Raw genomic sequence first — 24730 nt, 5'->3', positions numbered from 1 at the left:
GTTTTCGGATAGATGCGCATCAAAATGATTAAAGCGTGTGATCTGGTAAGATCAGATCGAAACGCGCTCTAATGAGAGTTTGATATTGTGATGTGGCCCTAGCTCTGCTAGGTCGCTGCCAGTTTTAGAGTTGAAAAAGGCAGTTCATGGCAAAGCCAGCGTTGCGTGTGGAGCAGGATATGAATGACAGAACCTGTATCGTCACACGTGAAAGCTGTTCTGCGGATGAGCTTATCCGTTTTGTAGCCGGGCCTGATGGTTCGGTTGTGCCGGATTTGAAGCGAAACCTGCCGGGCAGGGGTTGCTGGGTCAAGGCGGAACGGCGATTGGTAGATGAGGCCGTCAAGCGCAAGTTGTTTGCGCGAGGGCTAAAAGAGGATGTGAAGCCGCAAGCTGATCTTGGCGCATTGGTTGACCAATTGCTGACAAAGTCTGCTTTGGGAAGTCTGTCCTTGGCGCGGAAGTCAGGTGCTCTTGTCTCTGGATCGACGAAGGTCGATCAGGCAATTCGTTCTGGTGCGGCAGCACTGGTACTGCATGCCAAGGAGGCAGCCTCCGATGGAGTGCGCAAACTTGATCAGGCCCGCCGTGTGGTGGTGCATATGGAAGGCCCTCGAATTCCCGCCTTCTCTCTTTTTACAGGAGAGGAAATGGATTTGGCATTTGGGGGTGGAAATGTGATACATGCAGCCGTACTCGACGGAAAGGCAGCAGCCGGGGTCGTGCAAAGGGTGCTTTTATTGCACAACTATCGTGGCGAGAGCCCATTGGTTTGAATGGAAGATTAAATCGGCAGTCCGACACTGCTGTGGTATAAATTAGTAGAGCGGTTCTCTTAAATCCCGACGATACGGGATCCGCTCTGGAGCATAGACCGGATAATCGGCTTGATTGGCCAAACCGGATTATGCGCTGAAGTGGATGACCGGAGCATTATTCAAAATGATGTGATCACGTTGAATAATGCTCGGGTAAAGCAGCAGAAGCTGCGAAGGAAACGGAAACGTAATGAGCGATAAAACAAACGACGATAAGACGCTGAGCGTCAATTCCAAGAAGACGCTGACCATCAAGCGGCCAGGGGTTGAGCAGAGCACCGTGCGCCAGAATTTCAGCCACGGTCGCACAAAGGCTGTCGTCGTTGAAACGAAGAAGCGCAAATTCTCACGGCCTGATGAGAAGCCTGAAGCGGAAGCCCTTGCACCAAAGCCGGCGACGCCTGCTCCAGCAGCTCCGGCACCTGTGGCCGCACCAACGCCAGCCCCTTCACCGGTGGTGGCTGCTCCAGCGCCAGCCGCCGAGCCAGCCCCGGCAGTTGCTTCCACCCCGGTGTCGGCACCAGCCGCGCCGAAGCCGTCCGCGCCAGTTTCATCTGCTCCGGCAGCACCGCAACAGCCAAAGCCTGCTCCACAGCAGCCAAAGCCAGCAGCTCCTGTTGCTGCAAGGCCGCAAGCTCCACAGCAGCAGTCGCGTCCCGGCCATCAGCAGTCTCGTCCTGGCCAGCAGCGCCCTGGGCAGCAGTCACAGCGTCCACGCCAGTCAGATCGTTCTGGTATGGTGCTCAACACACTGTCCCGTTCTGAAATGGATGCACGTCGCCGTGCCTTGGAAGGTGCGCTGGTTCGTGATGCAGAAGATCGTGTTCGCGCAGCTGAAGAAGCTAAGCGTCGCGCTGAGGAAGATGCACGTCGTGCCAAGGAGCGCGAAGAATCCGCTCGTCGTCAGGCTGAGGAAGAAGCCCGTCTGAAGGCCGAAGCTGAAGCCAAGGCACGTGCCGCTGCTGAAGCTGCCAAGCGCGCTCCGCAGACGGAAGCCCGTTCGGAACGTCGCGACGATCAGCGCTCTGCCCCACAAGGTGGCCGTCCGCAGCATTCTGGTCGGCCGCAGCAGGGTGGTCGTCCCGGTCAGGGACAGGGTCAGCGTTCGGCATCGCCTGCGATTGCAGACGTTATCCCAACGGCAAACAAGCCTCTGCCGCAGAGCCAACAGCGTAAGCCAGGTGGAAATGTGGATGACGATGATCGTCGTGGTCCAGCAGGAGCCCGTCGCAGCAGCACACCGGCAAAGCCGGAAGTTCGCACTCCAAAGGTGGTGAAGGGCGAAGACGATCGTCGCCGTGGTAAGCTGACCATCTCCAGCAATCTGGAAGATGAAGGCCGTTCACGTTCGCTCTCGGCAATGCGTCGTCGTCAGGAAAAGTTCAAGCGTTCGCAGATGCAGGAAACACGCGAAAAGATTTCGCGTGAAGTCGTTATTCCTGAAACCATTACGCTTCAGGAACTCGCTCAGCGTATGACCGAGCGTTCGGTTGACATCATCAAGTACCTGATGAAGCAGGGACAAATGATGAAGCCGGGTGATGTGATTGATGCCGATATGGCTCAGCTCATTGCTGAAGAATTCGGTCACACCGTCAAGCGTGTTGCTGAGTCGGACGTTGAAGAAGGTATCTTCGATGTTGCCGATGATCAGGGTGCAATGGTTTCGCGTCCTCCTGTTGTCACCATCATGGGTCACGTCGATCACGGTAAAACTTCCTTGCTCGACGCTATTCGTCAAGCCAATGTGGTTTCCGGCGAAGCTGGTGGTATCACCCAGCATATCGGCGCTTATCAGGTTGAACAGAACGGTCATAAGATCACCTTCATCGATACCCCGGGTCACGCTGCGTTTACCGCGATGCGTGCGCGTGGTGCGCAGGCAACTGACATTGCCATTCTGGTGGTTGCAGCTGATGACAGCGTCATGCCGCAGACCATTGAATCGATCAGCCATGCCAAGGCAGCCGGCGTTCCGATCATTGTTGCAATCAACAAGATCGACAAGCCGGAAGCTGATGCGCAGAAAGTTCGCACGCAGTTGCTCCAGCACGATGTTTTCGTGGAGTCGCTCGGCGGTGAAGTGCTCGATGTCGAAGTTTCGGCCAAGAAGAAGTTGAACCTCGACAAGCTGCTTGAAGCAGTTCTGTTGCAGGCTGAAATTCTTGATCTGAAGGCTGATGCGACGCGTACAGCTGAAGGTGTCGTTATCGAAGCCCAGCTTGATCGCGGTCGTGGTTCGGTTGCTACTGTTCTGGTTCAGAAGGGCACATTGCGTCCGGGCGATATTATCGCTGCCGGTAACGAATGGGGTCGTGTGCGTGCTCTGGTTAATGACCGTGGCGAACACGTTAAGGAAGCTGGACCTGCAATGCCTGTTGAAGTTCTCGGACTTCAGGGCACTCCACAGGCCGGTGACCGCTTTGCAGTTGTTGCCAACGAAGCCAAGGCACGTGAAATTGCTGATTATCGCCAGCGTCTCGCTCGCGATAAGGCTGTTGCCCGTCAGACGGGTCAGCGCGGTTCGCTTGAACAGATGATGAGCCAGTTGCAGGTCAATGGCACGAAAGAATTCCCGCTCGTCATCAAAGGTGACGTGCAGGGTTCGGTCGAAGCAATTATCGCAGCACTCGACAAGCTTGGCACCGAGGAAGTGCGTGCGCGCATCGTTCATTCGGGTGCGGGTGGCATCACGGAAAGCGACGTTTCGCTGGCTGAAGCGTCCAATGCCGCTATCATTGGCTTCAACGTCCGTGCCAACAAGCAGGCTCGTGACGCGGCTGATCAGCAGGGCACCGAAATTCGCTACTACAACATCATTTACGATCTGATCGAAGATGTTAAAGCGGCGATGTCGGGTCTTCTCTCACCAGAGCGTCGTGAAACCTTCATCGGTAATGCTGAGATTCTTGAAGTCTTCAACATTACCAAGGTCGGTAAGGTTGCTGGTTGCCGTGTGGTTGACGGTAAGGTTGAGCGTGGTGCAGGCGTCCGCCTCATCCGTGACAACGTGGTTATCCACGAAGGCAAACTCAAGACACTCAAGCGCTTCAAGGATGAAGTTGCAGAAGTGCCGATGGGCCAGGAATGCGGCATGGCGTTCGAAAACTACGACGACATCCGTGCAGGCGATACAATCGAAGCTTTCCGCGTCGAACATATTACCCGTACGCTCTGATGTCTTGATGCCGGACTGTCCTCGATTGGACGGTCCGGTTTTCATTACCCGGTTCCGAGGGTCTGACTCCCATCGCAATTGTGGTAGATTGAGCTAATCAATTTTTAGTCGTTTTATCAGCGAGCCCTTGGGGGATTGCGCTGGTCGATGGCTGTTTATCGAGGAAGAGATAATGGCACGTTCCCCCGATCCGAAAGGCTCTGGCGGTCTTTCCCAACGCCAGCTTCGCGTGGGCGAGCAGGTACGTCACGCATTGGCGCAGGTACTTCAGCGCGGTGAAATCCGTGATGACCTGATCGAGCGCACAGTCATTTCCGTTTCGGAAGTTCGCATGTCGCCTGATCTCAAGATCGCGACCTGTTTCATCACGCCACTTGGCAGCACGGATGTGCAGGCTGTCATTAAGGCACTGGCTGCAAACGCGAAATTCATTCGTGGTCGCATGGCGCCAAGTCTTAGCCAGATGAAATACATGCCGGAATTTCGTTTCCGGCCTGATACGAGCTTTGATAATTTTTCCAAGATTGACGCGCTTTTGCGTTCGCCTGAAGTGGCGCGCGATCTTGGACATGACACTGACGAAGACGGTGAGGATGTAACCTCGCGCAACGGAGACGCATAAAGCATGGCAAGACGAGGCAAGAAAAAAGGTCGTCCGGTTTCCGGCTGGGTCATTTTTGACAAGCCGAAGGGCATGGGATCGACCGAGGCGGTCTCGAAGATCAAGTGGCTGTTTAACGCCGAAAAGGCCGGGCATGCCGGGACACTCGATCCGCTTGCTTCTGGCATGTTGCCAATTGCTCTGGGCGAAGCCACCAAGACTGTGCCATATGTCATGGATGGAACGAAGGTTTATCGTTTCACGGTCACTTGGGGTGAAGAACGTTCAACCGACGATCTGGAAGGTGTTGCCACCAGGAATTCCGATAACCGCCCATCACGTGCGGATGTCGAAGCCCTGCTACCGAATTATACCGGAGTCATTTCGCAGATCCCGCCGCAGTTCTCGGCCATCAAGATTGCAGGTGAACGCGCCTATGATTTGGCACGCGAAGGCGAAACGGTAGAAATCCCGGCTCGAGAAGTCGAAATCGATCGTCTCGAAATTGTTGAGTTCCCGGACGAAAACCGCACCGAGTTCGAAGTTGAATGTTCTAAGGGAACCTATGTACGTTCGCTGGCTCGCGATATGGGACGTGATCTTGGCTGCTTTGGCCATATTTCCGATCTACGCCGTATTGAGGTTGCTCCTTTTACCGATGAAGATATGGTGACCTTGGCAGAGCTTGAAGAAGCATGGCCGCCGCTGCCACCGAAAAAGGAAGAAGGCACGGAAGAGGCTGAAGCCATCGAGCAGCCAGCACCGCGCCGAGATTTCTCGGCAATCGACGCACTTGTGATAGATACCGGTGCCGCGCTTGATTGTTTGCCGCAGGTTGCCTTGTCCGATGATCAGGCGCAGCGGGTGCGACTTGGTAATCCTGTCATCATCCGCGGTCGTGATGCGCCTTTGGAAGCGGACGAGGCTTGCGTAACATCGCATGGCAAGTTGCTTGCAATTGGCTATATCGAACATGGTCAGTTCAAGCCTAAGCGGGTGTTTACTGCAGCATAGCCGACTGCTGATTTTTACAGACTTTCAGCGCGCCGTGGCTCAGATGGGCTCACGGCGCGCTCTGTTTTTAGCCGGCTTGAAACTGATCAAAGGCGCGAATTGCGTCAGCCGCATACATCAGTGCTGGACCGCCGCCCATATAGACGCACATGGCCATAACCTCGGCCACTTCCTGCCGAGTAGCGCCGAGATTGTGAAGCGCTTTTGCGTGAAAGCCGATGCAACCATCGCAACGCTGCGTCACGCCGATTGCTAGCGCAATCAACTCTTTCGTTTTCTGATCCAGTTCACCGGAAGCGCCTGCACTTTTAGCTAACGCATGGAACGCTTGCATGGTTTCGGGCACCATTTTGCGCAGCTCCCCGGTATATTGCGATATGTCTTTGGTGATGTCCCGATAGTTTTTGGTCACGGTTCAGTCCTTTTGACTTGCATATCAATTTATATTTTTTTAATATCATAAAAATATAAATCGTAAAGAGGTAGCTGTGTCGATCAATCAGGAAATGCCAGCTCGGGCAGATATAGTGGCGAATTTTCTCAAAGGGCTGGCGAATCCTCATCGGCTTCTCATTCTTTGTGAGTTGGTGAATGGCGAAAAAAGCGTGACCGACCTCATCAATGCGACGGGTATCGCACAGACGTCGATGTCACAGCATCTTAACAAGCTGAAGGATGAGGGCATTCTCAGCTACCGGCGAGAACATCGGTTGCTGTTTTACAAGATCGAACATCCGGCCGTCATTGAGGTCATGGATGTACTGTATGCCCATTTTTGTGCAAAGGACCCAATATCATGAATATGATTAAACCATCCGATGCAGCACAAATGCTCTCCAATGGCGAGGCGATACTTATCGATGTTCGCGAGCCTGACGAGTTTCGCGCCGAGCACATCGCATGTGCCGCCTCGATGCCTCTGGCTTCTCTGAAAGAAAGCTTCGGCTCGCTGAACCTTTCTCCTCAACGCAAGGTGATATTCCAGTGCTTGAGCGGCCGTCGTGGTGAAGCAGCTTGTCATTTGCTTGAACAAGCAGAAGCTGGACGCGCGATTTACAATCTTGAGGGTGGTATCAATGATTGGAAAGAGGCTGGTTTGCCAGTGGTCGCAAACGGTCAGACGGCAAAGATATCGCTCTTCCGACAGGTACAGATTGCAGTTGGAATTCTTATAGCGATTTCAGTCGCCGCTGGCTTTGCAGGCTGGTCTGTTGGTTTCGGTGTTGCGGGTATTATCGGCTGCATGTTGGTATTCGCAGGCGTTACGAGCTGGTGCGGGATGGCCTTGCTACTCTCTCGGATGCCATGGAATGCAGCTTGACGGTTGTAGCTGTTGCAGCGATAGGTCTTTCAATTTGTGCGGATTTGCTTTATAGGCTGCCGCAACAATTGGTTCTGCCTTTTGTTTTAATGGCCTACGCTGGACGACATCCCGGCTCGGGCGTCTCTTTTCCTCTCATCAAGAAAGGGTGTACGATGTCGATTACTGCTGAGCGTAAGCAAGCTCTCATCAAGGAATACGCCACCAAGGAAGGCGATACCGGTTCTCCTGAAGTACAGGTTGCCGTTCTTTCCGAGCGTATTGCTAACCTTACGGATCATTTCAAGGGCCACAAGAATGATAATCATTCGCGTCGCGGCCTTCTGAAGCTGGTTTCGCAGCGTCGTCGTCTTCTTGACTATGTCAAGGGCATCGACCAGGCACGTTATCAGGCGCTGGTTTCCCGTCTGGGTCTGCGCCGTTAATGGTAAAATCGGGCGACGTCTCAAAACGTCGCCCTTTTAATTTGGGTATCCTAAGGAGATGCGCATAGACGCTTTCCAAAAGAGGATGCGATTGTATCGGGCAAATGCCCATTGGCATGAGACGGCGCACCGGGTGCATTCCGTCATGCCGATTAAAGCATTTCCGGCAAAAGTGCGAAGCGATTTTGCGTCGGATAATGCGTAAGATAAATAGTAAGATGCGGCTCCAAGATTTCAATCTTAAACGGAACCGCTCTAAGAGCCGTAAGGCTCATGACCTGGACCAGTCATGGGGCAGGATTGCAGGCAGTTCGTGCCAGCGAACATTCTCGAATGAATGTTGCGACACGTAACGAACTTCCCGTTGTCTTGCCCGTGGCGTGTCCGCCAACCCGGATGATGTTCCAGCGCTTTTGCGCGGCGTCTCCACATAAGGACTAGATATGTTCAACACACACAAAGTTGAAATCGAATGGGGCGGCCGTCCGCTTACACTCGAAACCGGCAAGATCGCTCGTCAGGCTGACGGTGCAGTTCTTGCAACCTATGGTGAAACCGTTGTTCTGGCGACTGTTGTTTCTGCCAAGGAACCAAAGCCGGGGCAGGATTTCTTCCCGCTGACTGTCAACTATCAGGAAAAGACCTACGCTGCTGGTAAGATTCCAGGTGGCTTCTTCAAGCGTGAAGGCCGTCCAAGCGAAAACGAAACGCTAGTTTCGCGCCTGATCGACCGTCCAATCCGTCCGCTTTTCGTTGATGGCTATAAAAACGACACGCAGGTTGTTCTGACCGTTGTTCAGCACGATCTTGAAAACGACCCGGACATTCTGTCCATGGTTGCGGCATCGGCGGCACTGACCATTTCCGGCGTTCCATTCATGGGCCCGATCGGTGGCGCTCGCGTTGGTTACATCAACGGTGAATATGTTCTGAATCCGAATATCGACGAAATGCCGGAATCGAAGCTCGATCTGGTGGTTGCCGGTACTGCTGACGCTGTCTTGATGGTTGAATCGGAAGCGCAGGAGCTTTCCGAAGAAGTCATGCTCGGCGCCGTTGTTTTTGGTCAGAAGGCTTTCCAGCCAGTCATCGATGCGATTATCAAGCTCGCTGAAGTTGCCGCGAAGGAACCACGTGATTTCCACCCGGAAGACCTGTCGGAACTCGAAGCAAAAATGCTCGCAGTCGTCGAAAATGACCTGCGTGACGCTTACAAGATCACCGAAAAGCAGGCACGTTATGCAGCTGTTGACGCTGCAAAGGCAAAGGCTAAGGCACATTTCTTCCCCGAAGGTGTGGAAGAGCCTGAATATTCGGCTGAAAAATTCGCAACCGTATTCAAGAACCTGCAGGCAAAGATCGTTCGCTGGAACATTCTTGACACAGGTAGCCGTATTGATGGCCGCGATCTGAAAACTGTTCGTGCGATCGTTTCGGAAGTTGGCCTTCTGCCACGCACTCACGGTTCGGCGCTGTTCACGCGCGGTGAAACGCAGGCAATGGTTGTTGCTACGCTTGGTACTGGCGAAGACGAACAGATGATCGATTCTCTGACCGGTACGTACAAAGAATCCTTCATGCTGCACTACAACTTCCCACCATACTCGGTTGGTGAAACCGGCCGTATGGGTTCTCCGGGCCGTCGTGAAGTTGGCCATGGCAAGCTCGCATGGCGCGCTATCCATCCAATGCTGCCTGCTGCTGAACAATTCCCTTACACGATCCGTGCCGTTTCCGAGATCACCGAATCCAATGGTTCGTCATCAATGGCAACCGTTTGCGGTACCTCGCTGGCTCTGATGGATGCAGGTGTTCCGATCATCCGTCCAGTGGCTGGTATTGCTATGGGTCTGATCAAGGAAGGTGAACGTTTCGCTGTTCTTTCCGACATTCTGGGTGATGAAGATCATCTTGGCGATATGGATTTCAAGGTAGCCGGTACTGAAAGCGGGATCACCGCCCTTCAGATGGACATCAAGATCGACGGCATCACCGAAGAGATCATGAAGGTTGCTCTGGAACAGGCCAAGGGCGGTCGTGTTCACATTCTGGGCGAAATGAGCAAGGCGCTTTCGACTTCACGCGCAGAACTCGGTGAGTTTGCACCACGCATTGAAGTCATGAATATTCCAACCGACAAGATCCGTGATGTTATCGGTTCGGGTGGCAAGGTTATCCGTGAAATCGTCGAAAAGACGGGAGCTAAGATCAACATCGAAGACGATGGTACGGTCAAGATCGCTTCGTCGAACGGCAAGGAAATCGAAGCTGCTAAAAAGTGGATTCACTCGATTGTTGCTGAACCTGAAGTTGGTGAAATCTACGAAGGTACGGTCGTTAAGACCGCTGACTTCGGCGCATTCGTAAACTTCTTCGGTCCGCGCGACGGTTTGGTTCACATCTCGCAGTTGGCTGCTGACCGCGTTGCCAAGACCACTGATGTGGTTAAGGAAGGCCAGAAGGTCTGGGTCAAGCTGATGGGCTTTGACGAACGTGGCAAGGTTCGCTTGTCGATGAAGGTTGTCGATCAGGAAACCGGCAAGGAAGTTGTTGCTGAGAAGAAGGCAGAAGCCGACGTTGAATAACGCTTGATGCCAAAAAGTTGCAGACTTTTTGGATAACGTCATGCGAACAACAAGGTTCAGCTTTTAGAAAATAATCGAAAGCGCGCTCTCGTAGCGCGCTTTTTTTTGTTGCACGTGAATCAATTCAAGACCATGGATGCGCCATGATGACACCAGCACAACAAACACTCTTTCTTCCTTTCTATCAGGGCATTCTGGATATGCCTGAAGAGGGGCAGACTTTTCTCGCTTGCGGACTGTCTTCTGACCGCCTTCTGGAAGATGAATGGAAGCAGGCGCTGACTTTCCTTCAGCCTTGGCGTCCTCACTGGCTGGCACTTAACAAGGATGGCTTTAAAGCAATTTCCCACTTGGGACCTGCCTTGGGGGAAGGACGGGGAGAGGAAAAGCGTTTCTCCGGCGGGCTGCTGCTGCTGGGAAAACATCGCGGTCGCAACGAGGCATGGTTTGCAGAGCTTTTGGCGCGTGTCGAGCCGGGTAGCTGGATCGTTGTCTGTGGCGACAAGAAGCTAGGTGTCGATAGTTTCCGTAAATGGGTCGGCAATATCGCTGAAATCAGCGATCGTATCTCCAAGAATCATGCGGTGGCCTTTTGGCTACAGCGCCCTGCTGATCTCAGCGACGATTTCATCAATGCATTAAAGCCGCTTGCGACTGACATTGATGATGTGTTCCGCACTGAGCCCGGCATGTTCTCGCATGGCGCGATCGATAAGGGATCAGCGATGCTGGTTCCGCATATGCAAAAGATTGTTTTTGGTAGTGTTGCCGATCTTGGTGCTGGCTGGGGATATCTTGCTGCACAAAGTCTCAAATATGCAGAGCGCATCAAGAGTATTGATCTTTTTGAGGCTGATTACGAGGCCCTCGAGGCCGCGCGCGGCAATTTGGAGCGCTTGGGCACTTCGGTGCCGGTTTCATTCAACTGGTTTGATGTTACCAGTGAAAAAATGGCAGGCATATATGATACGGTCATTATGAACCCGCCATTTCATGAAGGACGGGTGACTGACGTATCACTTGGGCAGACGTTTATCGCTGCCGCCGCTTCCCGTCTCAAGATTGGTGGGCGTCTGCTGATGGTCGCAAACCGTCAGTTGCCTTATGAAGCGACATTAAGAAGCTTGTTCAAGAATGTGACCGTTCTTGAAGACGCCAATGGATTCAAAATATTCGATGCAAAAAAATGATTGATACAAATTCAATTTGATAAAGTCGTTTTTCATTCAACTAAAAAAGCCGGGTTGTAACCCGGCTTTTTCGACATTGTAGTCAGCTTAGTTTGCTGGTGCAGGCTGTGTCGGGGCTGGTGTTTCACTGCCACCCGCTGGAGCCTGTTCAACTGGCTTTTCAGTTTCACCAGCAGGAGCTGTTTCGCCTTCCGGCTTTGCTTCGCTGCCTTCGGCAGGGGCTGCTTCAGCTGTTGGAAGCGGAGCCGGATTGTCGGAAAGTGTGCGCAGGAATGCAATCAGATCAGCGCGCTCATTGTCTTTCTTGTCACCAGCAAAGCCCATGGCCGTGCCTTTGATGAAGCCTTTTGGCGAGGTGAGGAACTTGTTGAGATGTTCATAATCCCACTTGTTGCCAGCAGCACCAAATTCTTTCATCGCAGCCGAATAGCCGAAACCTTCAACGGAGGCAGCAGGGCGATCCAAAACATCCCATAGATGTGGTCCAACCTTGTTGGCACCGCCTTTTTCTGAGGTGTGACACGCCGCACAACGCTTGAAAACGGTTTCGCCACGCGCAGGATCAGCGGATTGCATAAGAACTGCAATCGACACTTCTTCTTTTGCTGGTGCTGCTGCACCACCGCCAGCCGAACCTTCAGCCGCTTCGATAATGAAACCTGGTTTTTCAGGTGCGGGTGCATGAAACAGTGTATCGGACAGAATGCCCGTTGTCATGACAACAAAAACTGTGGCCAGAAAAGCCATGATAAACTTGTTAGTCCGGGTTGAATTCATCGCCGGTCAGCGCTCCCTCTACTCAACGCCTCCAAAGGCCGGCATGCAAAACCTATGTGTAAGTCTGGCAAGTCTCTCCCCGGCATCGGGCGAAAACTAGGTGGTTTAAGGGGGGGATGCAACACTTATAAGGGGGGCTGGCCCCGTGACTTTTTGACACTTTTGCTGCATTGGATGGGTAGATAAATGTCGAGAGAAGGCGCATTAAGACCTTGTAAGGCCACATTTAACATAAAGAGGCGATCATGCTTCAGACTTTGAAAACACTGACACTTATTCCGGCGCGAATGGCCTCTACACGCCTGCCGAACAAGCCTCTTGCCGATATTTGCGGTAAGCCGATGATCGTTCATGTGGCCGACCGCGCAGTGGCTGCCAAGCTTGGTCGCACTGTTGTTGCAACCGACAGCGAAGAGATTTTTGCTGTGGTTCAGGCGCATGGGCATGAGGTCATTATGACGCGCAGCGATCATGAGTCGGGTTCAGACCGTATTTATGAGGCGTTGCAGAAAGTCGATCCAAATGGTGAGATGGAGGCGATTGTCAATGTTCAGGGTGATCTGCCGACAATCGACCCTGAAACAATCCGTCGTGCATTATTGCCACTCGTCGATGGACCTGCCGATATCGCAACGCTTGGCGTCGAAATTACGGTTGATGAGGAAAAGATCAATCCCAATGTGGTCAAGATCGTGGGTTCGCCAATGAAAGATGGCGAACGCCTGCGTGCGCTTTATTTCACACGCGCTACGGCCCCTTATGGGGATGGTCCGCTTTATCATCACATCGGCCTTTACGCTTATCGCCGTGCGGCACTGGAACGCTTTGTGAAGATCGGTCCGTCGCCCCTCGAAAAACGTGAAAAGCTCGAGCAGTTGCGCGCGCTTGAAGATGGTATGCGCATTGAAGTCGAGATCGTTAAGACGGTGCCGCTTGGCGTTGATACGCAGGCTGATCTTGACCGGGCACGGGAAATTATCGCAAAGGGATTGTGATAAACACGCTCTGATTGTTGTGGAGCATTTGAGAAAGTACGAACACGATGAAGACCAACCGGATTTCCTTTCAGGGTGAAGCAGGCGCCAATTCCGATACGGCTTGCCGCAACATGTTTCCCGAGATGGAGCCTTTGCCGTGTCCAACTTTTGAAGATGCCTTCAATGCGGTCGAAAGCGGTGCTGCGGATCTCGCGATGATCCCGATCGAAAATACGCTCGCAGGCCGCGTTGCAGATATTCACTATCTGCTGCCGCTTGCTGACATGCATATTGTTGGCGAATATTTCCTGCCGATCCACTTTCAGCTCATGGTGCTTCCGGGCGTCAAGCGCGACGAAATCAAGACAGTTCACAGTCATATTCATGCGCTTGGTCAGTGCCGCAATGTCATTCGCAGCAATGGCTGGAAGCCGGTGATCGCAGGTGATACCGCAGGCGCCGCACGTCTTGTTGCAGATTTGCAGGATCGTTCGATGGCAGCGCTTGCACCAAGCCTCGCAGCAGAGCTTTATGGCCTTGATATTCTGGAAGAGAATGTTGAAGATTCAGAGGACAATGTAACCCGCTTTGTTGTTCTGTCAAAGAACAAGCAGTGGGAACCTCGCCCGGAAAATGGCGAGCGCATCGTCACCACTTTTGTCTTCCGTGTTCGCAACGTACCAGCAGCACTTTATAAGGCGCTCGGCGGTTTCGCCACCAACGGCATTAACATGACCAAGCTGGAGAGCTATCAGATAGGCGGCCGTTTCATCGCGACACAGTTTTACGCCGATGTGGAAGGTCATCCCGAAGACCGGAACCTCCAGCTCGCACTGGAGGAACTGCGCTTCTTCACGAAGGAAGTGCGCATTCTTGGTGTGTATAAAGGGGCAGATACCCGCGGGACACAGTTGCTTGCGGCTGAGTAACAGGCACTTCCCGCGAAAGTGGGATCGGGTTTCGTGCCGGTTTCACATAAGATAATGCGTAGAGAAAAGCAGCTGGATCGGTTTGCACGATCTAGCTATCTGCCCAAGCTCTGATCAGGTGGGTTGCGATAGCGCCGGATGCTGGTACGCGCAGCCCATTTTCATGGGTGTCTGCAAGCATGGCACGCACTTCCCTCTTGTCGAACCATCGACCATCTTCCAGTTCTGAGAGATCAATGGTGAAATCGTCAGACAGTACTTCAGCATGGCAGCCGATCATCAGCGAATAAGGGAATGGCCACGGCTGGCTCGCGTGGTAGGCAACGCGGCCGATTTTAAGCCCCATTTCCTCAAAGCTTTCACGGCGAACGGCAGCCTCAATTGTTTCACCATGCTCGATGAAACCAGCAATGCACGAATAAGACCCAACGGTAAAATGTGGGCTGCGAGCGAGAATGCATTTTTCACCGCGAACAGGCAGCATGATAGCAACGGGATCAGTGCGCGGAAAATGCTCGGCACCGCAATTCGGGCAGACACGCTTGCCACCACCGGCACGCATTTCGCTTTTTGTGCCGCAACGCCCGCAGAAACGATGATTGCTGTGCCATGCGGTCAGTGCTGCGGCTTGTGCCAAAGCGCCGACAATATCTGCAGGCACAAGCCCTTCCATGTAGATACTACGATAGTCCTGCGCCCGAAATGGCTCTGCAAGGGCATCGGGATCAAGCGGTGCCATGAGTGTCACTATCGCTGCCCCATCCTGTAAACCCAACAGGACCGGCTCGTTGAGATCGGGCGAAAATGCCTGTGCTTGCTCAAGTGAGAGGAGGGCACGGGGGGCGTCTTCTTGCGTGTAATCGAGAAGCAGCTTGTTGCCGCCAAGAACCATTACGCGAGTTTCAGGCAATTCGAGTGCTGTAAAAGCGGAATCATCCTGTCGCTTTTCGGAAAGGCGATCAATGCGGTTGCCTGCAAAGCCGACAAGACGACTCGGTTCTGTTTCCGGCAGGTCGTAAAGGCGAAAAGCCATGATGTTCTCGGGAAAATGTTTGGGAGGGAATCAGAGTGCTTCGCGGATTTCTTCAATCAGCTTGTTTGCGGCAGCATCGCTATAGGGTTCGCGGGTGCCGTGGCCCCACACAGGCCCGGGCCAGCCTGCATCACCTTCATTGCGCGCAATGACATGGATGTGCAGCTGGCGGACGATATTGCCAAGCGCGCCGCTGTTGATTTTATCGCAATTGGTCAGCTTTTTTAGCGCCTGTGCGACAATACCCGTCTCAAAGGTCAGCATGGTTTGATCAAGCGGCGTCATGTCGTGAATTTCGCTCAATGAGCCACGGCGCGGAACGAGGATAAGCCATGTCCAGCGCCTGTCATTCATAAGTCGCAATTCGCAAAGACCAAGCGAGACGACTGAAAAAGTGTCGGCCGAAAGCCGTTTATCGAGTTCAAACTGTTCCATATCAGAATTCTTATCAGTTTTTTTGTCTCGGCGCTTGCTTTTTGCGCACTTATTGACGATATGCAGCGTGGGAGGTTGGTGGTGGACGAGCCACTCGCCAACCGGGTCAGGTCCGGAAGGAAGCAGCCCCAACGAGCACGGCACGGGTCATCGTGCCAGCCTCCCACCTTTCTTTCATGACGATCATGGCTGTTGATGGCTGATAAGCCGATGTCGAAGTCACTTTCGTCTGCGGTCCAAACTGTTTAGAGTTTGTTGATCGGAACAAGCGAACAGGGAACGGAAGGGTCGCAATGGACACAAAATCCGAAACTGGCGCTTATCGCGTTCTCGCCCGCAAATATCGCCCCCAGAATTTCAATGATCTGATCGGCCAGGAGCCGATGGTTCGTACGCTGAAAAATGCGTTCGAGACCGGTCGCATTGCGCAGGCGTGGATGCTGACTGGTGTTCGCGGTGTGGGCAAAACCACAACGGCGCGTATTCTGGCGCGCGCGCTTAATTACAAGACTGATTCTGTCGATCAGCCGACGATTGATCTCTCCGTAATGGGTGAGCATTGTCAGGCGATCATGGAAGGCCGCCATGTCGATGTCATCGAAATGGATGCGGCCTCGCATACAGGTATCGATGATATTCGCGAAATCATCGAGCAGGTGCGCTATCGCCCTGTTTCAGCACGCTACAAAGTCTATATCATCGACGAAGTGCACATGCTGTCCAATCAGGCCTTCAATGGCCTGTTGAAGACGCTTGAAGAGCCACCGCCGCATGTGAAATTCATCTTCGCCACCACCGAAATCCGCAAAGTTCCGATCACCGTTCTGTCGCGCTGTCAGCGTTTTGATCTGCGCCGCATCGAATCGGGTACGCTGGCTGCACATCTGCGCCGCATCGCGGAAGCAGAAGCAATTGAAGTCGATGACACATCGCTTGCGATGATTGCGCGCGCGGGTGAGGGGTCGGCACGCGATTCGCTCTCCATTTTCGATCAGGCCATCGCACATGGCGCGGGTCATGTCTCAGCAGAAGCTGTACGCTCGATGCTCGGCCTTGCTGATCGTGCGCGTATCATTGATCTCTTCGAGATGATCATGCGTGGCGATGTTGCTGGCGCTTTGACCGAATTCCGTGCGCAATATGATGTCGGAGCTGACCCGTCGGTCGTGCTGACTGATCTTGCTGATTTCAATCATCTGGTGACACGCCTGCGGTTTACGCCGGATGTGGCGGAAGATGTGTCGCTCTCGGAAGATGAGCGCGTTCGCGGTCGCGAGTTTGCGCAAAAACTGTCGGTGCGCGTGCTTTCACGGACCTGGCAGATGTTGCTCAAGGGCATTGCCGAGGTCGATACGGCGACGCGGCCTGTGCAGGCCGCAGAAATGCTGTTGATCCGTCTGGCCCATGCCGCTGATCTGCCAACGCTTGATGAAGCACTGCGTGGGCTCGAAAACGGCTCTGTTTCGGTTGCGCGGCCGCAAACATCAAATAGCGCCAGGTCGAATGGTGGTTCGCAACCGGAAGCGCGGGGTAGTGTTGATGCGGTTGCTGCATCAACGATGATGCCTGCATCGGGTGGTCCCGCGACAGCCATGCGTCTGGTGGAAACACCGCCGCAGCCGGTTCAACCGCCTGTACTGCAGCAGTTTGTTGACAGCACACCTCAGCCTTCGGTTCCGATCAACAGTCTCAATGACATTGTTGCGCTGGCGGATAAATTCCGCGACATGCAGTTTAAGATCCTCGTCAAGAATTGTGTGCGTCTTTCCTCGATCGCCCCCGGACGGCTTGAAATTGGCCTGACGGATGATGCGCCGAAATCGCTGGTCAGCGATATTTCGCAGCGCCTTATGAGCTGGACCGGCATCCGCTGGGTGGTTACGGTTGCGCGGGATGTTTCCGGGCAGACCGTTGCAGAGGCGGAAACCGAGCGTCGCGATAATCTCGTAACCGACGCGCGCGCCGATCCCGATGTTGCTGCAATTCTTGCAGCTTTTCCGGGCGCAAAGATAACAGATGTCCGCATTGCCGTTGCAGAACAGGGCGGTGATGACGATATAGACCTTGATATCGTCGAAGACGTGCCCGGCGCGCCTGCTGACGATGACTGAATTTTAGAGCGCATCCCGAAAAGTGCGAAGCGGTTTTCGGAGTAAGATGCGCGTTCAAAAAATGATGGAGTGAACCCATGCGTGACATGATGGGCATGATGAAACAGGCAAAGGAACTGCAGGCCAAAATGAAGGCTATGCAGGACGAGATTGCCAATCTTGAAGCAACCGCTTCTTCGGGTGGCGGTCTGGTTACTGTCACGCTTTCGGGCAAGGGCACCTTGTCGGCTCTGCGGATCGATCCGTCTCTTGCCAAGGAAGATGAGGTTGAAATCCTCGAAGACCTGATCATCGCAGCGCACAACGACGCCAAGGCTAAGCTCGAAGCTGAAATGGCTGAAAAGACCCAGTCGCTCACCGCTGGTCTGCCGATTCCTCCGGGCTTCAAGCTACCGTTTTAAGACGATACGGGGAGCGACCCTGCTCCCCGTTTTTGCTTCTTTTTGCCTCCCAACTTTATAAAGCAGCCAACGTTTTAAACAGCATGTCCAAACGTATCGCCGGCCCTGAAATCGAACGACTGATCCAGCTTCTGGCCCGCGTACCGGGACTGGGGCCTCGTTCTGCGCGTCGTGCGGCATTGCATCTCATCAAGAAAAAAGAGGCGCTTCTGGTGCCGCTGGGCGGTGCAATGCAGGACGCAGCCGAAAAGGTGCGTATCTGCTCATGTTGCGGCAATGTTGATACATCCGATCCCTGCACCATCTGCACTGACGCGCGTCGTGATCCTGCGACACTGATCGTCGTGGAAGATGTGTCCGATCTTTGGGCACTTGAACGAGCCGGCACCATGAATGTGCGCTATCATGTGCTGGGCGGTCGCCTGTCGCCGCTTGATGGCATCGGCCCGGATGATCTCAATATCAAAGGGCTAGTCGAGCGCGTTGCAACGGGCGACATCAAGGAAGTGATTCTCGCAGTGAATGCGACAGTCGAAGGCCAGACGACAGCGCATTACATCACCGATCAGCTAACGAATTTTGAAGTCCGTGTTACACGGCTTGCGCATGGTGTTCCTGTTGGCGGTGAGCTTGATTATCTTGATGAAGGCACGCTTGCGGCTGCATTGCGAGCGCGAACGACACTTTAATTTTCATTGTTCTGTTTTGGGAGGCGTATATGAAGGCTGCATTCTGGAAACGAGGCCTGACCACGGCTCTTTGTCTGGCCGCGTCCCTATCTGTAGCGCCTTCTTTTGCGGCTCCCTCCAAAACGCAGGTTGAGAGCCAGTATCGCAACTGGATTGAAAAAGACCTCTGGCCCGAAGCAAAGGCGGCAGGTGTTTCTCGCCCTATATTTGAGCAGGCTTTTGCAGGCGTTACGATCAACTGGAAACTGCCGGATCTTGTCATTCCGGGCGAAAAGCCAACAACACCGAAAGAGCAGAAGCAGGCTGAGTTCGGCGCACCGGGCAAATATTTCAACGCCAAAACGATTGGTTCTGTAACAAGCGGCGGAAAGGCGCGCTTTGGACAGAATGCAGCTCTGCTCAAACGCATCGAACAGCAATATGGCGTGCCGGGGCGGATTGTTGTGGCCATCTGGGGGCGCGAATCGGGCTTTGGCACAGTCAAAATTCCTTACAATGCCTTTGAAGTGCTTGGCACCAAGGCCTTCATGGCCACACGCAAGGATATGTTCCGCAAAGAGCTGATTGCAGCACTCCAGATCACATCACGCGGCTACATCTCCAATGGTTCGATGAAAAGCTCGTGGGCAGGCGCGCTGGGACAGCCGCAATTCATGCCGACATCCTATCTCAAACATGCCGTTGATTTTGATGGTGACGGCAAGCGAGACATCTGGAATTCAGTGCCAGATACCCTTGGCTCCATCGCCAATTATCTCAAAATCCATGGCTGGCAGGCCGGGCGCGACTGGGGCTACGAAGTCAATGTGCCGCAGAATATTTCCTGTTCTCTTGAAGGGCCTGATCAGGGCAAGACATTTGCCGAATGGGCAAAGCTCGGCATTACCCGCACCAATGGCAAGGCATTCCCGGTGAGTGAAATGCGGGGCGAGGGCTTTCTGCTCATGCCTGCCGGTCGCTACGGCCCGGCCTTTATTGTGACGCCGAATTTCTACGTCATCAAAGATTACAATATGAGCGATCTCTATGCGCTGTTTATCGGCCATGTTGGCGACCGCATTGCCTATGGCGCGGGCGACTTTCAGACGCCTTGGAGCAATGTTGGCACCATGTATCGCTCCGACATTCTGGCGATGCAGAAGCGTATGCAGGCGCATGGTTATGATATTGGCAAGGCCGACGGTCTTCCGGGCTTCAAAACCCGTCGCTCGATTGGTCTTTGGCAGTCGAAGAACGCTATGAATCCGACTTGCTTTACAAAAGATGATTTGATTGATAGAGTAATAAAGTAATTAATTAATTTTTTTTGTTTTTTATAATTTTATTTGTATTTTAGTACGGATACTTTATGGATAAGTATGCCTATAGTTCTGTTGTTAATGAATATTTTTTACATGTTCGTATTCTAACTGGTGTTTTTGTTAGTTTGTGCATGTCGAGAATTCTTGCTTCGCTGACTCGATACATTCAGTTTAAAAGGAAATACAAGCCAAATTTTCTTCATATTGTTTGGCTGATAACTTGCTCATTATTTGTCGTAGATTGGTGGTGGGATGTTCTGAATTGGAATTACGGTATAAAATATTCTTACGCATCATATGTATTTATAGTTTTATATGCATTTAGTTTTTATTTTTTATCGGCACTTATTGCACCAGATAATTATGATGAATACAAAGATTTCTATAATTACTTTAAAATCATAAGATTTTGGTTTTACGGAATTTTTATATTGAATCAGATTTCTTATGATTTATTGCATTGTTATATATGTGAGGTTAGTAATTATTATATTATAAATTTTGTTTTTACATCTTTGATGGCTGTTGTTATATTAATTTCTATAATTATGAATAGATTGAGATGGGATATTATTGCCTCAGTTTCAATTTTATTTTTGCAGATTATTTTAAATTTAGATGAATTTTGGTTATCTATATTAAATATGGACAGCCTTAAATTTTTGTAATGCTAGGCTGTCCAAATCTGTTGTCTATAGACCCTGCTTACGAATTAAGAAGCGTGATTTAACGTATCATGCGGGTCGAGTACGAATTTCTTCGCCACCCCATGATCGAAGCTTTCATAGCCTTGCGGCGCTTCCTCCAGTGAAATCACCTGCGCATTGACGATCTCGGCAATGTTCAGACGACCATGCAGAATAGCCTGCATGAGTTGGCGATTATATTTGACCACCGGCGTCTGACCGGTATGGAAAGACTGTGCCTTTGCCCAGCCCAGACCAAACCGCAGCGACAGGCTTCCCTGCTTGGCAGCATTATCGACAGCACCCGGGTCTTCGGTCACGTAGAGACCTGGAATACCGATAGAGCCTGCTGGACGGGTGATTTCCATCATCTGATTGAGTACGATGGCCGGTTGCTCGCCGCCACTATGACCGCGGGCTTCAAAGCCAACCGCGTCAATTGCGCTGTCCACTTCATTGCTGCCAGTCACCTCGGCAATCATGTCACCGAGACGGTCGCTGGCTGAAAGGTCAATCGGCTCGAAACCGACCTTGCGGGCATGTTCCAACCGTTCCTTGTTGAAGTCGCCGACCATGACGACCGCAGCACCTAAGATTCGGGCAGATGCGGCTGCAGCAAGCCCAACAGGACCGGCACCGGCCACATAGACGATTGACCCAACCCCAACGCCTGCCTTCACCGCCCCGTGAAACCCTGTGGGCAGAATATCGGACAACATGGTCAAATCCCGGATTTTTTCGATGGCCTGTTCGCGATCCGGGAACTTCAGCAGATTGAAGTCGGCATAAGGCACCATGACATAGCGCGCTTGCCCGCCGATCCAACCGCCCATATCCACATAGCCATAAGCACCGCCAGCACGTGATGGATTGACGGTGAGGCATACGCCGGTGTCCTGCGACTTGCAGCAACGGCACCGTCCACAGGCAACGTTGAAAGGCACGGAGACGATGTCGCCCACTTCCAGCATTTCGACATCGCTGCCTTTTTCAATCACTTCGCCGGTAATCTCATGACCGAGCACAAGGCCGGGCATAGCAGTGGTACGACCGCGCACCATGTGCTGGTCTGAGCCGCAAATATTGGTTGTGATCACTTTCAGGATGACGGCGTGATCCAGCTTGCGCCCATCGGGAGCGCTCAGCACCGGATCATCAATATCACGAACTTCGACTTTACCCGGGCGCATATAGACAACGCCTCTATTCCTGCTCATGTCGACCTCCTCCAGATTGACGTGCGGATCGTTCCCGATCCGTATATTGGGCCGGGATATGCCGGGATAGACCCGTGGAGAAAGCCTAGCTTGGTTGATCGCCGGAGAGGTGTTCTGTGCGCGACATGTTTGGTTCGCTCATCAGCATGTCGGCGAAAGATTTGAGCGCCTTGGTCTGATAGCGGTCTTTATGCGACAGCATCAGAAATTGGCGTTGCGGGAGAGTGAAATCGGCTTTGACCAGCGTGCCTGCGGCAAGATGCGGCGCTGCCACCAGTTCCGAAATCGCCGTGACGTAATTGCCGGAAAGCACCGCCGAGCAGATCGCTTCGTTTGATGGAAGCTCAAGCGCAATATTAAGACGGGCGGGATTGTAGCCTGCGACCCGCATCGCATCCTCAAACACGCTGCGGGTGCCTGATCCATGTTCACGCAATATCCATTGGCCGCTGAACAACGTATCCCATGTCAATTTCGCGGTATTGCTCCATTGATGAGCTGGCCCAGTGACAACGATAAGCTGATCTGTACCAACCTTGCGCAGCGAGAGATTCGGGACCTGCACGGCACCTTCCACAAGACCGATATCCGCCAATCCTTCTTGCGTGGCCTGCGTGACACTCTCGGTGTTCCCGAGCGTCAGGCGTAAATCGATCATCGGGTGCGTCGCATGAAAATGTGCCAGATAAGGCGGTAGCCAATAACTTGCGATGGTTTGGCTGGCATGGATCGCGAGAATACCGCGTTTGCCGCCGCCAAGCTCTGACAACATTCGCTCAGCCGATTGCGCGCGGACCAGTGTCGCGCGTGCCTCATCCAGAAACATGCGGCCGTCACCGGTCAGCTCAATCCGCCGCCCAATCCGGTTGAAAAGCATCGCGCCATAGCGTTCTTCCAGCGTGCGAATGGCCGAACTCACCGCTGATGGCGTGAGATGAAGCGCTTCTGAGGCGCGCGTCAGGTGTTCCCGCTCGGCCACTTCGATGAAAATACGTAACTGTTCCAGTGTCATAGCTATGATCGTTCGATTTTATCGAATGAATTGTGCCATATTATGCGATGGAATGAACAGAAGAAAAGGCGCATCAGATTGGAAAATTTTTCTCAACGTCAGAATTCCAAATCCAATGACCCCCGCATTTGCCACAAAATTCCAGAACATTATCCCAGGGCTTGCACTCAGCCTCGCTGTTTCAGCGATGGCGATCGGTTTGGAAAAGGTCGAGGAGCATTATACCGGCAAGGCGTGGCTCGAAGCTTTGGTATTGGCAATTCTGATTGGTACCGCAATTCGGACCATTTTCCGCCCCGGCAAGAAGTTTTCCAAAGGCATTAGCTTCTCGGCAAAATTGCTTCTCGAGATTGCGGTGGTGCTGCTTGGTGCGTCGATCAGCGCAAGTGCGGTGATTGATGCCGGGCCGGGTCTGATTACAGGTATTGCCGCGGTCGTGGCAGTTGCAATCACATTGAGCTACGGCATTGGGCGATTGCTGAAGCTGCCGCATCGCATGGCTGTTCTGGTTGCGTGCGGCAACTCCATCTGCGGTAACTCGGCGATTGCGGCAACCGCCCCCGTAATTGGTGCAGACAGTGAAGATGTGGCAGCGTCCATCGCATTCACAGCCATTCTGGGTGTTGTTGTCGTGTTGTGCCTGCCGTTGCTGGTGCCATTGCTGGGATTGTCTTTCACCCAATATGGTATTCTTGCCGGACTGACGGTCTATGCGGTGCCGCAGGTTCTGGCAGCCACTGCCCCAATCGCCACCATCAGTGTGCAACTTGGCACATTGGTCAAGCTGGTGCGCGTGCTTATGCTCGGCCCTGTCATTCTGGCGCTCTCGGTACTGGCTGGCAACAAGGAAGCAGAAGCGAAGCCGGGCTTTTTACAGCTTGTTCCATGGTTTATCATCGGCTTTCTGGTCATGATGTCATTGCGTTCGCTGCAACTGATTCCGGAAACCATTCTTCCTGGTATCCAGTTTGCGTCCACCGCACTGACAATTATTTCCATGGCAGCGCTTGGCCTGGGCGTCGATGTCCGTTCTGTGGCTTCTGCTGGCGGGCGGGTGACCCTGACGGCCATTTTATCCTTACTGGTTTTGGGAGCCATCAGCCTTGGCTTCATCCACTTGCTTGGTATCGTATAACGCCCAAGACAGCGTGATGCGTATCGAAAGTTTCTGCTTGATTCTCTAGTGACTAGAGGTGTTACGAATTCTAAAGGCGTAACAGGAAGCTTGAAATGAAGCCGGATTACCTCAAAAAAACAGAACTTCTCGACTTCGATTCAACGCCCATTCAGAGCCTTTTGGCAACTAGAGGTTGGCTAAACCTTCCTGCTTATGAAAAAGTTGGAGCTGCCTACGACTTTGTGCGTGACCGAATTGCCTTCGGGTACAATCGCAGTGACGCTATCCCGGCGTCTTCTGTGTTGGATGATGGGTATGGCCAGTGCAATACCAAAGGCACGTTATTGATGGCGTTGTTACGTGGGCTTGGAATACCTTGCCGCTTACATGGCTTTACAATTCATAAGGAGCTGCAACGGGGCGTGGTACCTGAAATAGCCTATGCTCTGGCACCAGACAGCATTCTGCACAGCTGGATTGAAATCTGGCATGATGGGCGCTGGATCAACCTGGAAGGTTTTATTCTGGATCGCCCCTTTTTACTCTCGCTGCAAAACAGGTTCGGTCCCGACGGCGAGAGTCTGTGCGGATATGGGGTTGGAACTGATTGTCTTTCCACTCCGCCTGTCGAATGGATTGGTGAGAATACTTATATACAACGCACTGGAATTAACGCCGATCTTGGGTTGTTTGACACACCCGATGACTTTTACGCCCTTCATCAGCAGAAATTTGGCCGTTTACGGGGGCTGATTTATCGACATGTCGTTCGGCATTGGATGAATGCGCGGGTTAAACGTATCAGGTCTGGAAAGATTCCGGAGTTGCCAAGAGCAGCAAAATCTCATGGTCATATGGCGGGCGCTCAATAATAATTTACTCAAAGAAAAAGCCCGCCAATGGCGGGCTTTCT

The 24730-nt window shown here is 52.8% G+C and carries 24 protein-coding genes and 1 other RNA gene; 19 read left to right on the top strand and 6 right to left on the bottom strand.

Going from position 1 to position 24730, the window contains the following annotated elements; genetic code table 11:
- Positions 1-146 precede the first annotated feature (146 nt).
- The 4 genes from H5024_RS01140 (at position 147) to truB (ending at position 5611) form a co-directional block, all read left to right on the top strand.
- Positions 147-776, top strand: coding sequence for an RNA-binding protein (locus H5024_RS01140; RefSeq protein ID WP_187543640.1), 630 nt, complete (start codon positions 147-149; stop codon positions 774-776).
- A 232-nt stretch (positions 777-1008) separates the two neighbouring features.
- On the top strand, positions 1009-3996 hold the full coding sequence (gene infB, locus H5024_RS01135; RefSeq protein WP_187543639.1) for a translation initiation factor IF-2: 2988 nt from the start codon (positions 1009-1011) through the stop codon (positions 3994-3996).
- Between the two features lie 172 nt (positions 3997-4168).
- Complete coding sequence (rbfA, locus tag H5024_RS01130; RefSeq protein WP_187543638.1) at positions 4169-4618, top strand: 30S ribosome-binding factor RbfA; 450 nt, start codon at positions 4169-4171, stop codon at positions 4616-4618.
- 3 nt (positions 4619-4621) lie between these two features.
- Positions 4622-5611, top strand: coding sequence for a tRNA pseudouridine(55) synthase TruB (truB, locus tag H5024_RS01125; protein ID WP_187543637.1), 990 nt, complete (start codon positions 4622-4624; stop codon positions 5609-5611).
- Positions 5612-5678: 67 nt separating this feature from the next.
- Here truB and H5024_RS01120 read toward each other — a convergent pair whose 3' ends face one another.
- Complete coding sequence (locus H5024_RS01120) at positions 5679-6023, bottom strand: carboxymuconolactone decarboxylase family protein (protein ID WP_187543636.1); 345 nt, start codon at positions 6021-6023, stop codon at positions 5679-5681.
- A 76-nt stretch (positions 6024-6099) separates the two neighbouring features.
- Between H5024_RS01120 and H5024_RS01115 the strand changes: the two genes are divergently transcribed.
- The 5 genes from H5024_RS01115 to H5024_RS01095 all read left to right on the top strand — a co-directional run bounded on the left by H5024_RS01115 (position 6100) and on the right by H5024_RS01095 (position 11132).
- Entirely contained in the window at positions 6100-6411 is a 312-nt protein-coding gene (locus H5024_RS01115; RefSeq protein ID WP_348770673.1) for a metalloregulator ArsR/SmtB family transcription factor, read from the top strand.
- Complete coding sequence (locus H5024_RS01110) at positions 6408-6932, top strand: rhodanese family protein (RefSeq protein WP_187543635.1); 525 nt, start codon at positions 6408-6410, stop codon at positions 6930-6932. The genes H5024_RS01115 and H5024_RS01110 overlap by 4 nt, the downstream gene beginning before the upstream one ends.
- A gap of 155 nt (positions 6933-7087) precedes the next feature.
- Positions 7088-7357 (top strand): 30S ribosomal protein S15, encoded by a 270-nt coding sequence (gene rpsO / locus H5024_RS01105; protein WP_187546493.1) that lies wholly within the window; start codon positions 7088-7090, stop codon positions 7355-7357.
- A gap of 443 nt (positions 7358-7800) precedes the next feature.
- The gene (pnp, locus tag H5024_RS01100; protein ID WP_187543634.1) at positions 7801-9942 is read left to right on the top strand and encodes a polyribonucleotide nucleotidyltransferase; all 2142 of its coding nucleotides are present in this window, start codon (positions 7801-7803) and stop codon (positions 9940-9942) included.
- Positions 9943-10085: 143 nt separating this feature from the next.
- Positions 10086-11132 (top strand): class I SAM-dependent methyltransferase, encoded by a 1047-nt coding sequence (locus tag H5024_RS01095; RefSeq protein ID WP_187543633.1) that lies wholly within the window; start codon positions 10086-10088, stop codon positions 11130-11132.
- Positions 11133-11219: 87 nt separating this feature from the next.
- On the opposite strand, the gene H5024_RS01090 is transcribed toward H5024_RS01095, so the two are convergent.
- Positions 11220-11909 (bottom strand): cytochrome c family protein, encoded by a 690-nt coding sequence (locus tag H5024_RS01090; RefSeq protein WP_187543632.1) that lies wholly within the window; start codon positions 11907-11909, stop codon positions 11220-11222.
- 245 nt (positions 11910-12154) lie between these two features.
- Between H5024_RS01090 and H5024_RS01085 the strand changes: the two genes are divergently transcribed.
- Positions 12155-12904 (top strand): 3-deoxy-manno-octulosonate cytidylyltransferase, encoded by a 750-nt coding sequence (locus H5024_RS01085; protein ID WP_187543631.1) that lies wholly within the window; start codon positions 12155-12157, stop codon positions 12902-12904.
- 47 nt (positions 12905-12951) lie between these two features.
- On the top strand, positions 12952-13815 hold the full coding sequence (locus H5024_RS01080; protein ID WP_187543630.1) for a prephenate dehydratase: 864 nt from the start codon (positions 12952-12954) through the stop codon (positions 13813-13815).
- A gap of 91 nt (positions 13816-13906) precedes the next feature.
- Here H5024_RS01080 and nudC read toward each other — a convergent pair whose 3' ends face one another.
- Together nudC and H5024_RS01070 are read right to left on the bottom strand one after the other, a co-directional pair.
- A complete protein-coding gene (nudC, locus tag H5024_RS01075) occupies positions 13907-14848 on the bottom strand; it encodes an NAD(+) diphosphatase (RefSeq protein ID WP_187543629.1) in 942 nt (313 codons plus the stop codon).
- A 30-nt stretch (positions 14849-14878) separates the two neighbouring features.
- Entirely contained in the window at positions 14879-15283 is a 405-nt protein-coding gene (locus H5024_RS01070; RefSeq protein ID WP_187543628.1) for an HIT family protein, read from the bottom strand.
- A 70-nt stretch (positions 15284-15353) separates the two neighbouring features.
- On the opposite strand from H5024_RS01070, the gene ffs reads away from it, so the two are divergent.
- The 6 genes from ffs to H5024_RS01040 all read left to right on the top strand — a co-directional run bounded on the left by ffs (position 15354) and on the right by H5024_RS01040 (position 20453).
- Positions 15354-15450: signal recognition particle sRNA small type (gene ffs / locus H5024_RS01065), an RNA gene on the top strand.
- 126 nt (positions 15451-15576) lie between these two features.
- A complete protein-coding gene (locus tag H5024_RS01060; protein WP_187543627.1) occupies positions 15577-17394 on the top strand; it encodes a DNA polymerase III subunit gamma/tau in 1818 nt (605 codons plus the stop codon).
- Between the two features lie 77 nt (positions 17395-17471).
- A complete protein-coding gene (locus H5024_RS01055; RefSeq protein WP_007872953.1) occupies positions 17472-17795 on the top strand; it encodes a YbaB/EbfC family nucleoid-associated protein in 324 nt (107 codons plus the stop codon).
- An 83-nt stretch (positions 17796-17878) separates the two neighbouring features.
- The gene (gene recR / locus H5024_RS01050; RefSeq protein ID WP_187543626.1) at positions 17879-18484 is read left to right on the top strand and encodes a recombination mediator RecR; all 606 of its coding nucleotides are present in this window, start codon (positions 17879-17881) and stop codon (positions 18482-18484) included.
- Positions 18485-18513: 29 nt separating this feature from the next.
- Positions 18514-19776 carry a lytic murein transglycosylase gene (locus H5024_RS01045; RefSeq protein ID WP_187543625.1) on the top strand — a complete coding sequence of 421 codons (1263 nt, stop codon included), beginning with the start codon at positions 18514-18516 and terminating at the stop codon, positions 19774-19776.
- 56 nt (positions 19777-19832) lie between these two features.
- Positions 19833-20453: a hypothetical protein gene (locus H5024_RS01040; RefSeq protein ID WP_187543624.1), complete on the top strand. Its 621-nt coding sequence runs from the start codon at positions 19833-19835 to the stop codon at positions 20451-20453.
- A 44-nt stretch (positions 20454-20497) separates the two neighbouring features.
- On the opposite strand, the gene fdhA is transcribed toward H5024_RS01040, so the two are convergent.
- Positions 20498-21688 (bottom strand): formaldehyde dehydrogenase, glutathione-independent, encoded by a 1191-nt coding sequence (fdhA, locus tag H5024_RS01035; protein ID WP_187543623.1) that lies wholly within the window; start codon positions 21686-21688, stop codon positions 20498-20500.
- Between the two features lie 85 nt (positions 21689-21773).
- Positions 21774-22700 (bottom strand): LysR family transcriptional regulator, encoded by a 927-nt coding sequence (locus H5024_RS01030; protein ID WP_187543622.1) that lies wholly within the window; start codon positions 22698-22700, stop codon positions 21774-21776.
- 115 nt (positions 22701-22815) lie between these two features.
- Between H5024_RS01030 and H5024_RS01025 the strand changes: the two genes are divergently transcribed.
- Together H5024_RS01025 and H5024_RS01020 are read left to right on the top strand one after the other, a co-directional pair.
- Positions 22816-23835 (top strand): YeiH family protein, encoded by a 1020-nt coding sequence (locus H5024_RS01025; protein WP_187543621.1) that lies wholly within the window; start codon positions 22816-22818, stop codon positions 23833-23835.
- 95 nt (positions 23836-23930) lie between these two features.
- Positions 23931-24689, top strand: a complete 759-nt coding sequence (locus H5024_RS01020; RefSeq protein WP_187543620.1) for a transglutaminase family protein — start codon at positions 23931-23933, stop codon at positions 24687-24689.
- The last annotated feature ends 41 nt before the right edge of the window (positions 24690-24730 follow it).

It is taken from the genome of Ochrobactrum sp. Marseille-Q0166 (genome assembly GCF_014397025.1).
Classification (GTDB): Bacteria; Pseudomonadota; Alphaproteobacteria; order Rhizobiales; family Rhizobiaceae; genus Brucella.
Note: the sequence above shows the minus strand (reverse complement) of the source record. Positions and strands in the feature narration are given on the sequence as shown.

Bases quoted from the DNA above. Each gene is read 5' to 3' on its own strand.
- H5024_RS01090 (WP_187543632.1), bottom strand. From the start codon at position 11,909: ATGAATTCAACCCGGACTAACAAGTTTATCATGGCTTTTCTGGCCACA.
- truB (WP_187543637.1), top strand. From the start codon at position 4,622: ATGGCAAGACGAGGCAAGAAAAAAGGTCGTCCGGTTTCCGGCTGGGTC.
- rbfA (WP_187543638.1), top strand. From the start codon at position 4,169: ATGGCACGTTCCCCCGATCCGAAAGGCTCTGGCGGTCTTTCCCAACGC.
- recR (WP_187543626.1), top strand. From the start codon at position 17,879: ATGTCCAAACGTATCGCCGGCCCTGAAATCGAACGACTGATCCAGCTT.
- H5024_RS01055 (WP_007872953.1), top strand. From the start codon at position 17,472: ATGCGTGACATGATGGGCATGATGAAACAGGCAAAGGAACTGCAGGCC.
- H5024_RS01140 (WP_187543640.1), top strand. From the start codon at position 147: ATGGCAAAGCCAGCGTTGCGTGTGGAGCAGGATATGAATGACAGAACC.
- rpsO (WP_187546493.1), top strand. From the start codon at position 7,088: ATGTCGATTACTGCTGAGCGTAAGCAAGCTCTCATCAAGGAATACGCC.
- H5024_RS01060 (WP_187543627.1), top strand. From the start codon at position 15,577: ATGGACACAAAATCCGAAACTGGCGCTTATCGCGTTCTCGCCCGCAAA.
- H5024_RS01040 (WP_187543624.1), top strand. From the start codon at position 19,833: ATGGATAAGTATGCCTATAGTTCTGTTGTTAATGAATATTTTTTACAT.
- H5024_RS01030 (WP_187543622.1), bottom strand. From the start codon at position 22,700: ATGACACTGGAACAGTTACGTATTTTCATCGAAGTGGCCGAGCGGGAA.
- infB (WP_187543639.1), top strand. From the start codon at position 1,009: ATGAGCGATAAAACAAACGACGATAAGACGCTGAGCGTCAATTCCAAG.
- H5024_RS01020 (WP_187543620.1), top strand. From the start codon at position 23,931: ATGAAGCCGGATTACCTCAAAAAAACAGAACTTCTCGACTTCGATTCA.
- H5024_RS01080 (WP_187543630.1), top strand. From the start codon at position 12,952: ATGAAGACCAACCGGATTTCCTTTCAGGGTGAAGCAGGCGCCAATTCC.
- H5024_RS01095 (WP_187543633.1), top strand. From the start codon at position 10,086: ATGATGACACCAGCACAACAAACACTCTTTCTTCCTTTCTATCAGGGC.
- pnp (WP_187543634.1), top strand. From the start codon at position 7,801: ATGTTCAACACACACAAAGTTGAAATCGAATGGGGCGGCCGTCCGCTT.
- H5024_RS01070 (WP_187543628.1), bottom strand. From the start codon at position 15,283: ATGGAACAGTTTGAACTCGATAAACGGCTTTCGGCCGACACTTTTTCA.
- fdhA (WP_187543623.1), bottom strand. From the start codon at position 21,688: ATGAGCAGGAATAGAGGCGTTGTCTATATGCGCCCGGGTAAAGTCGAA.
- nudC (WP_187543629.1), bottom strand. From the start codon at position 14,848: ATGGCTTTTCGCCTTTACGACCTGCCGGAAACAGAACCGAGTCGTCTT.
- H5024_RS01110 (WP_187543635.1), top strand. From the start codon at position 6,408: ATGAATATGATTAAACCATCCGATGCAGCACAAATGCTCTCCAATGGC.
- H5024_RS01045 (WP_187543625.1), top strand. From the start codon at position 18,514: ATGAAGGCTGCATTCTGGAAACGAGGCCTGACCACGGCTCTTTGTCTG.
- H5024_RS01025 (WP_187543621.1), top strand. From the start codon at position 22,816: ATGACCCCCGCATTTGCCACAAAATTCCAGAACATTATCCCAGGGCTT.
- H5024_RS01085 (WP_187543631.1), top strand. From the start codon at position 12,155: ATGCTTCAGACTTTGAAAACACTGACACTTATTCCGGCGCGAATGGCC.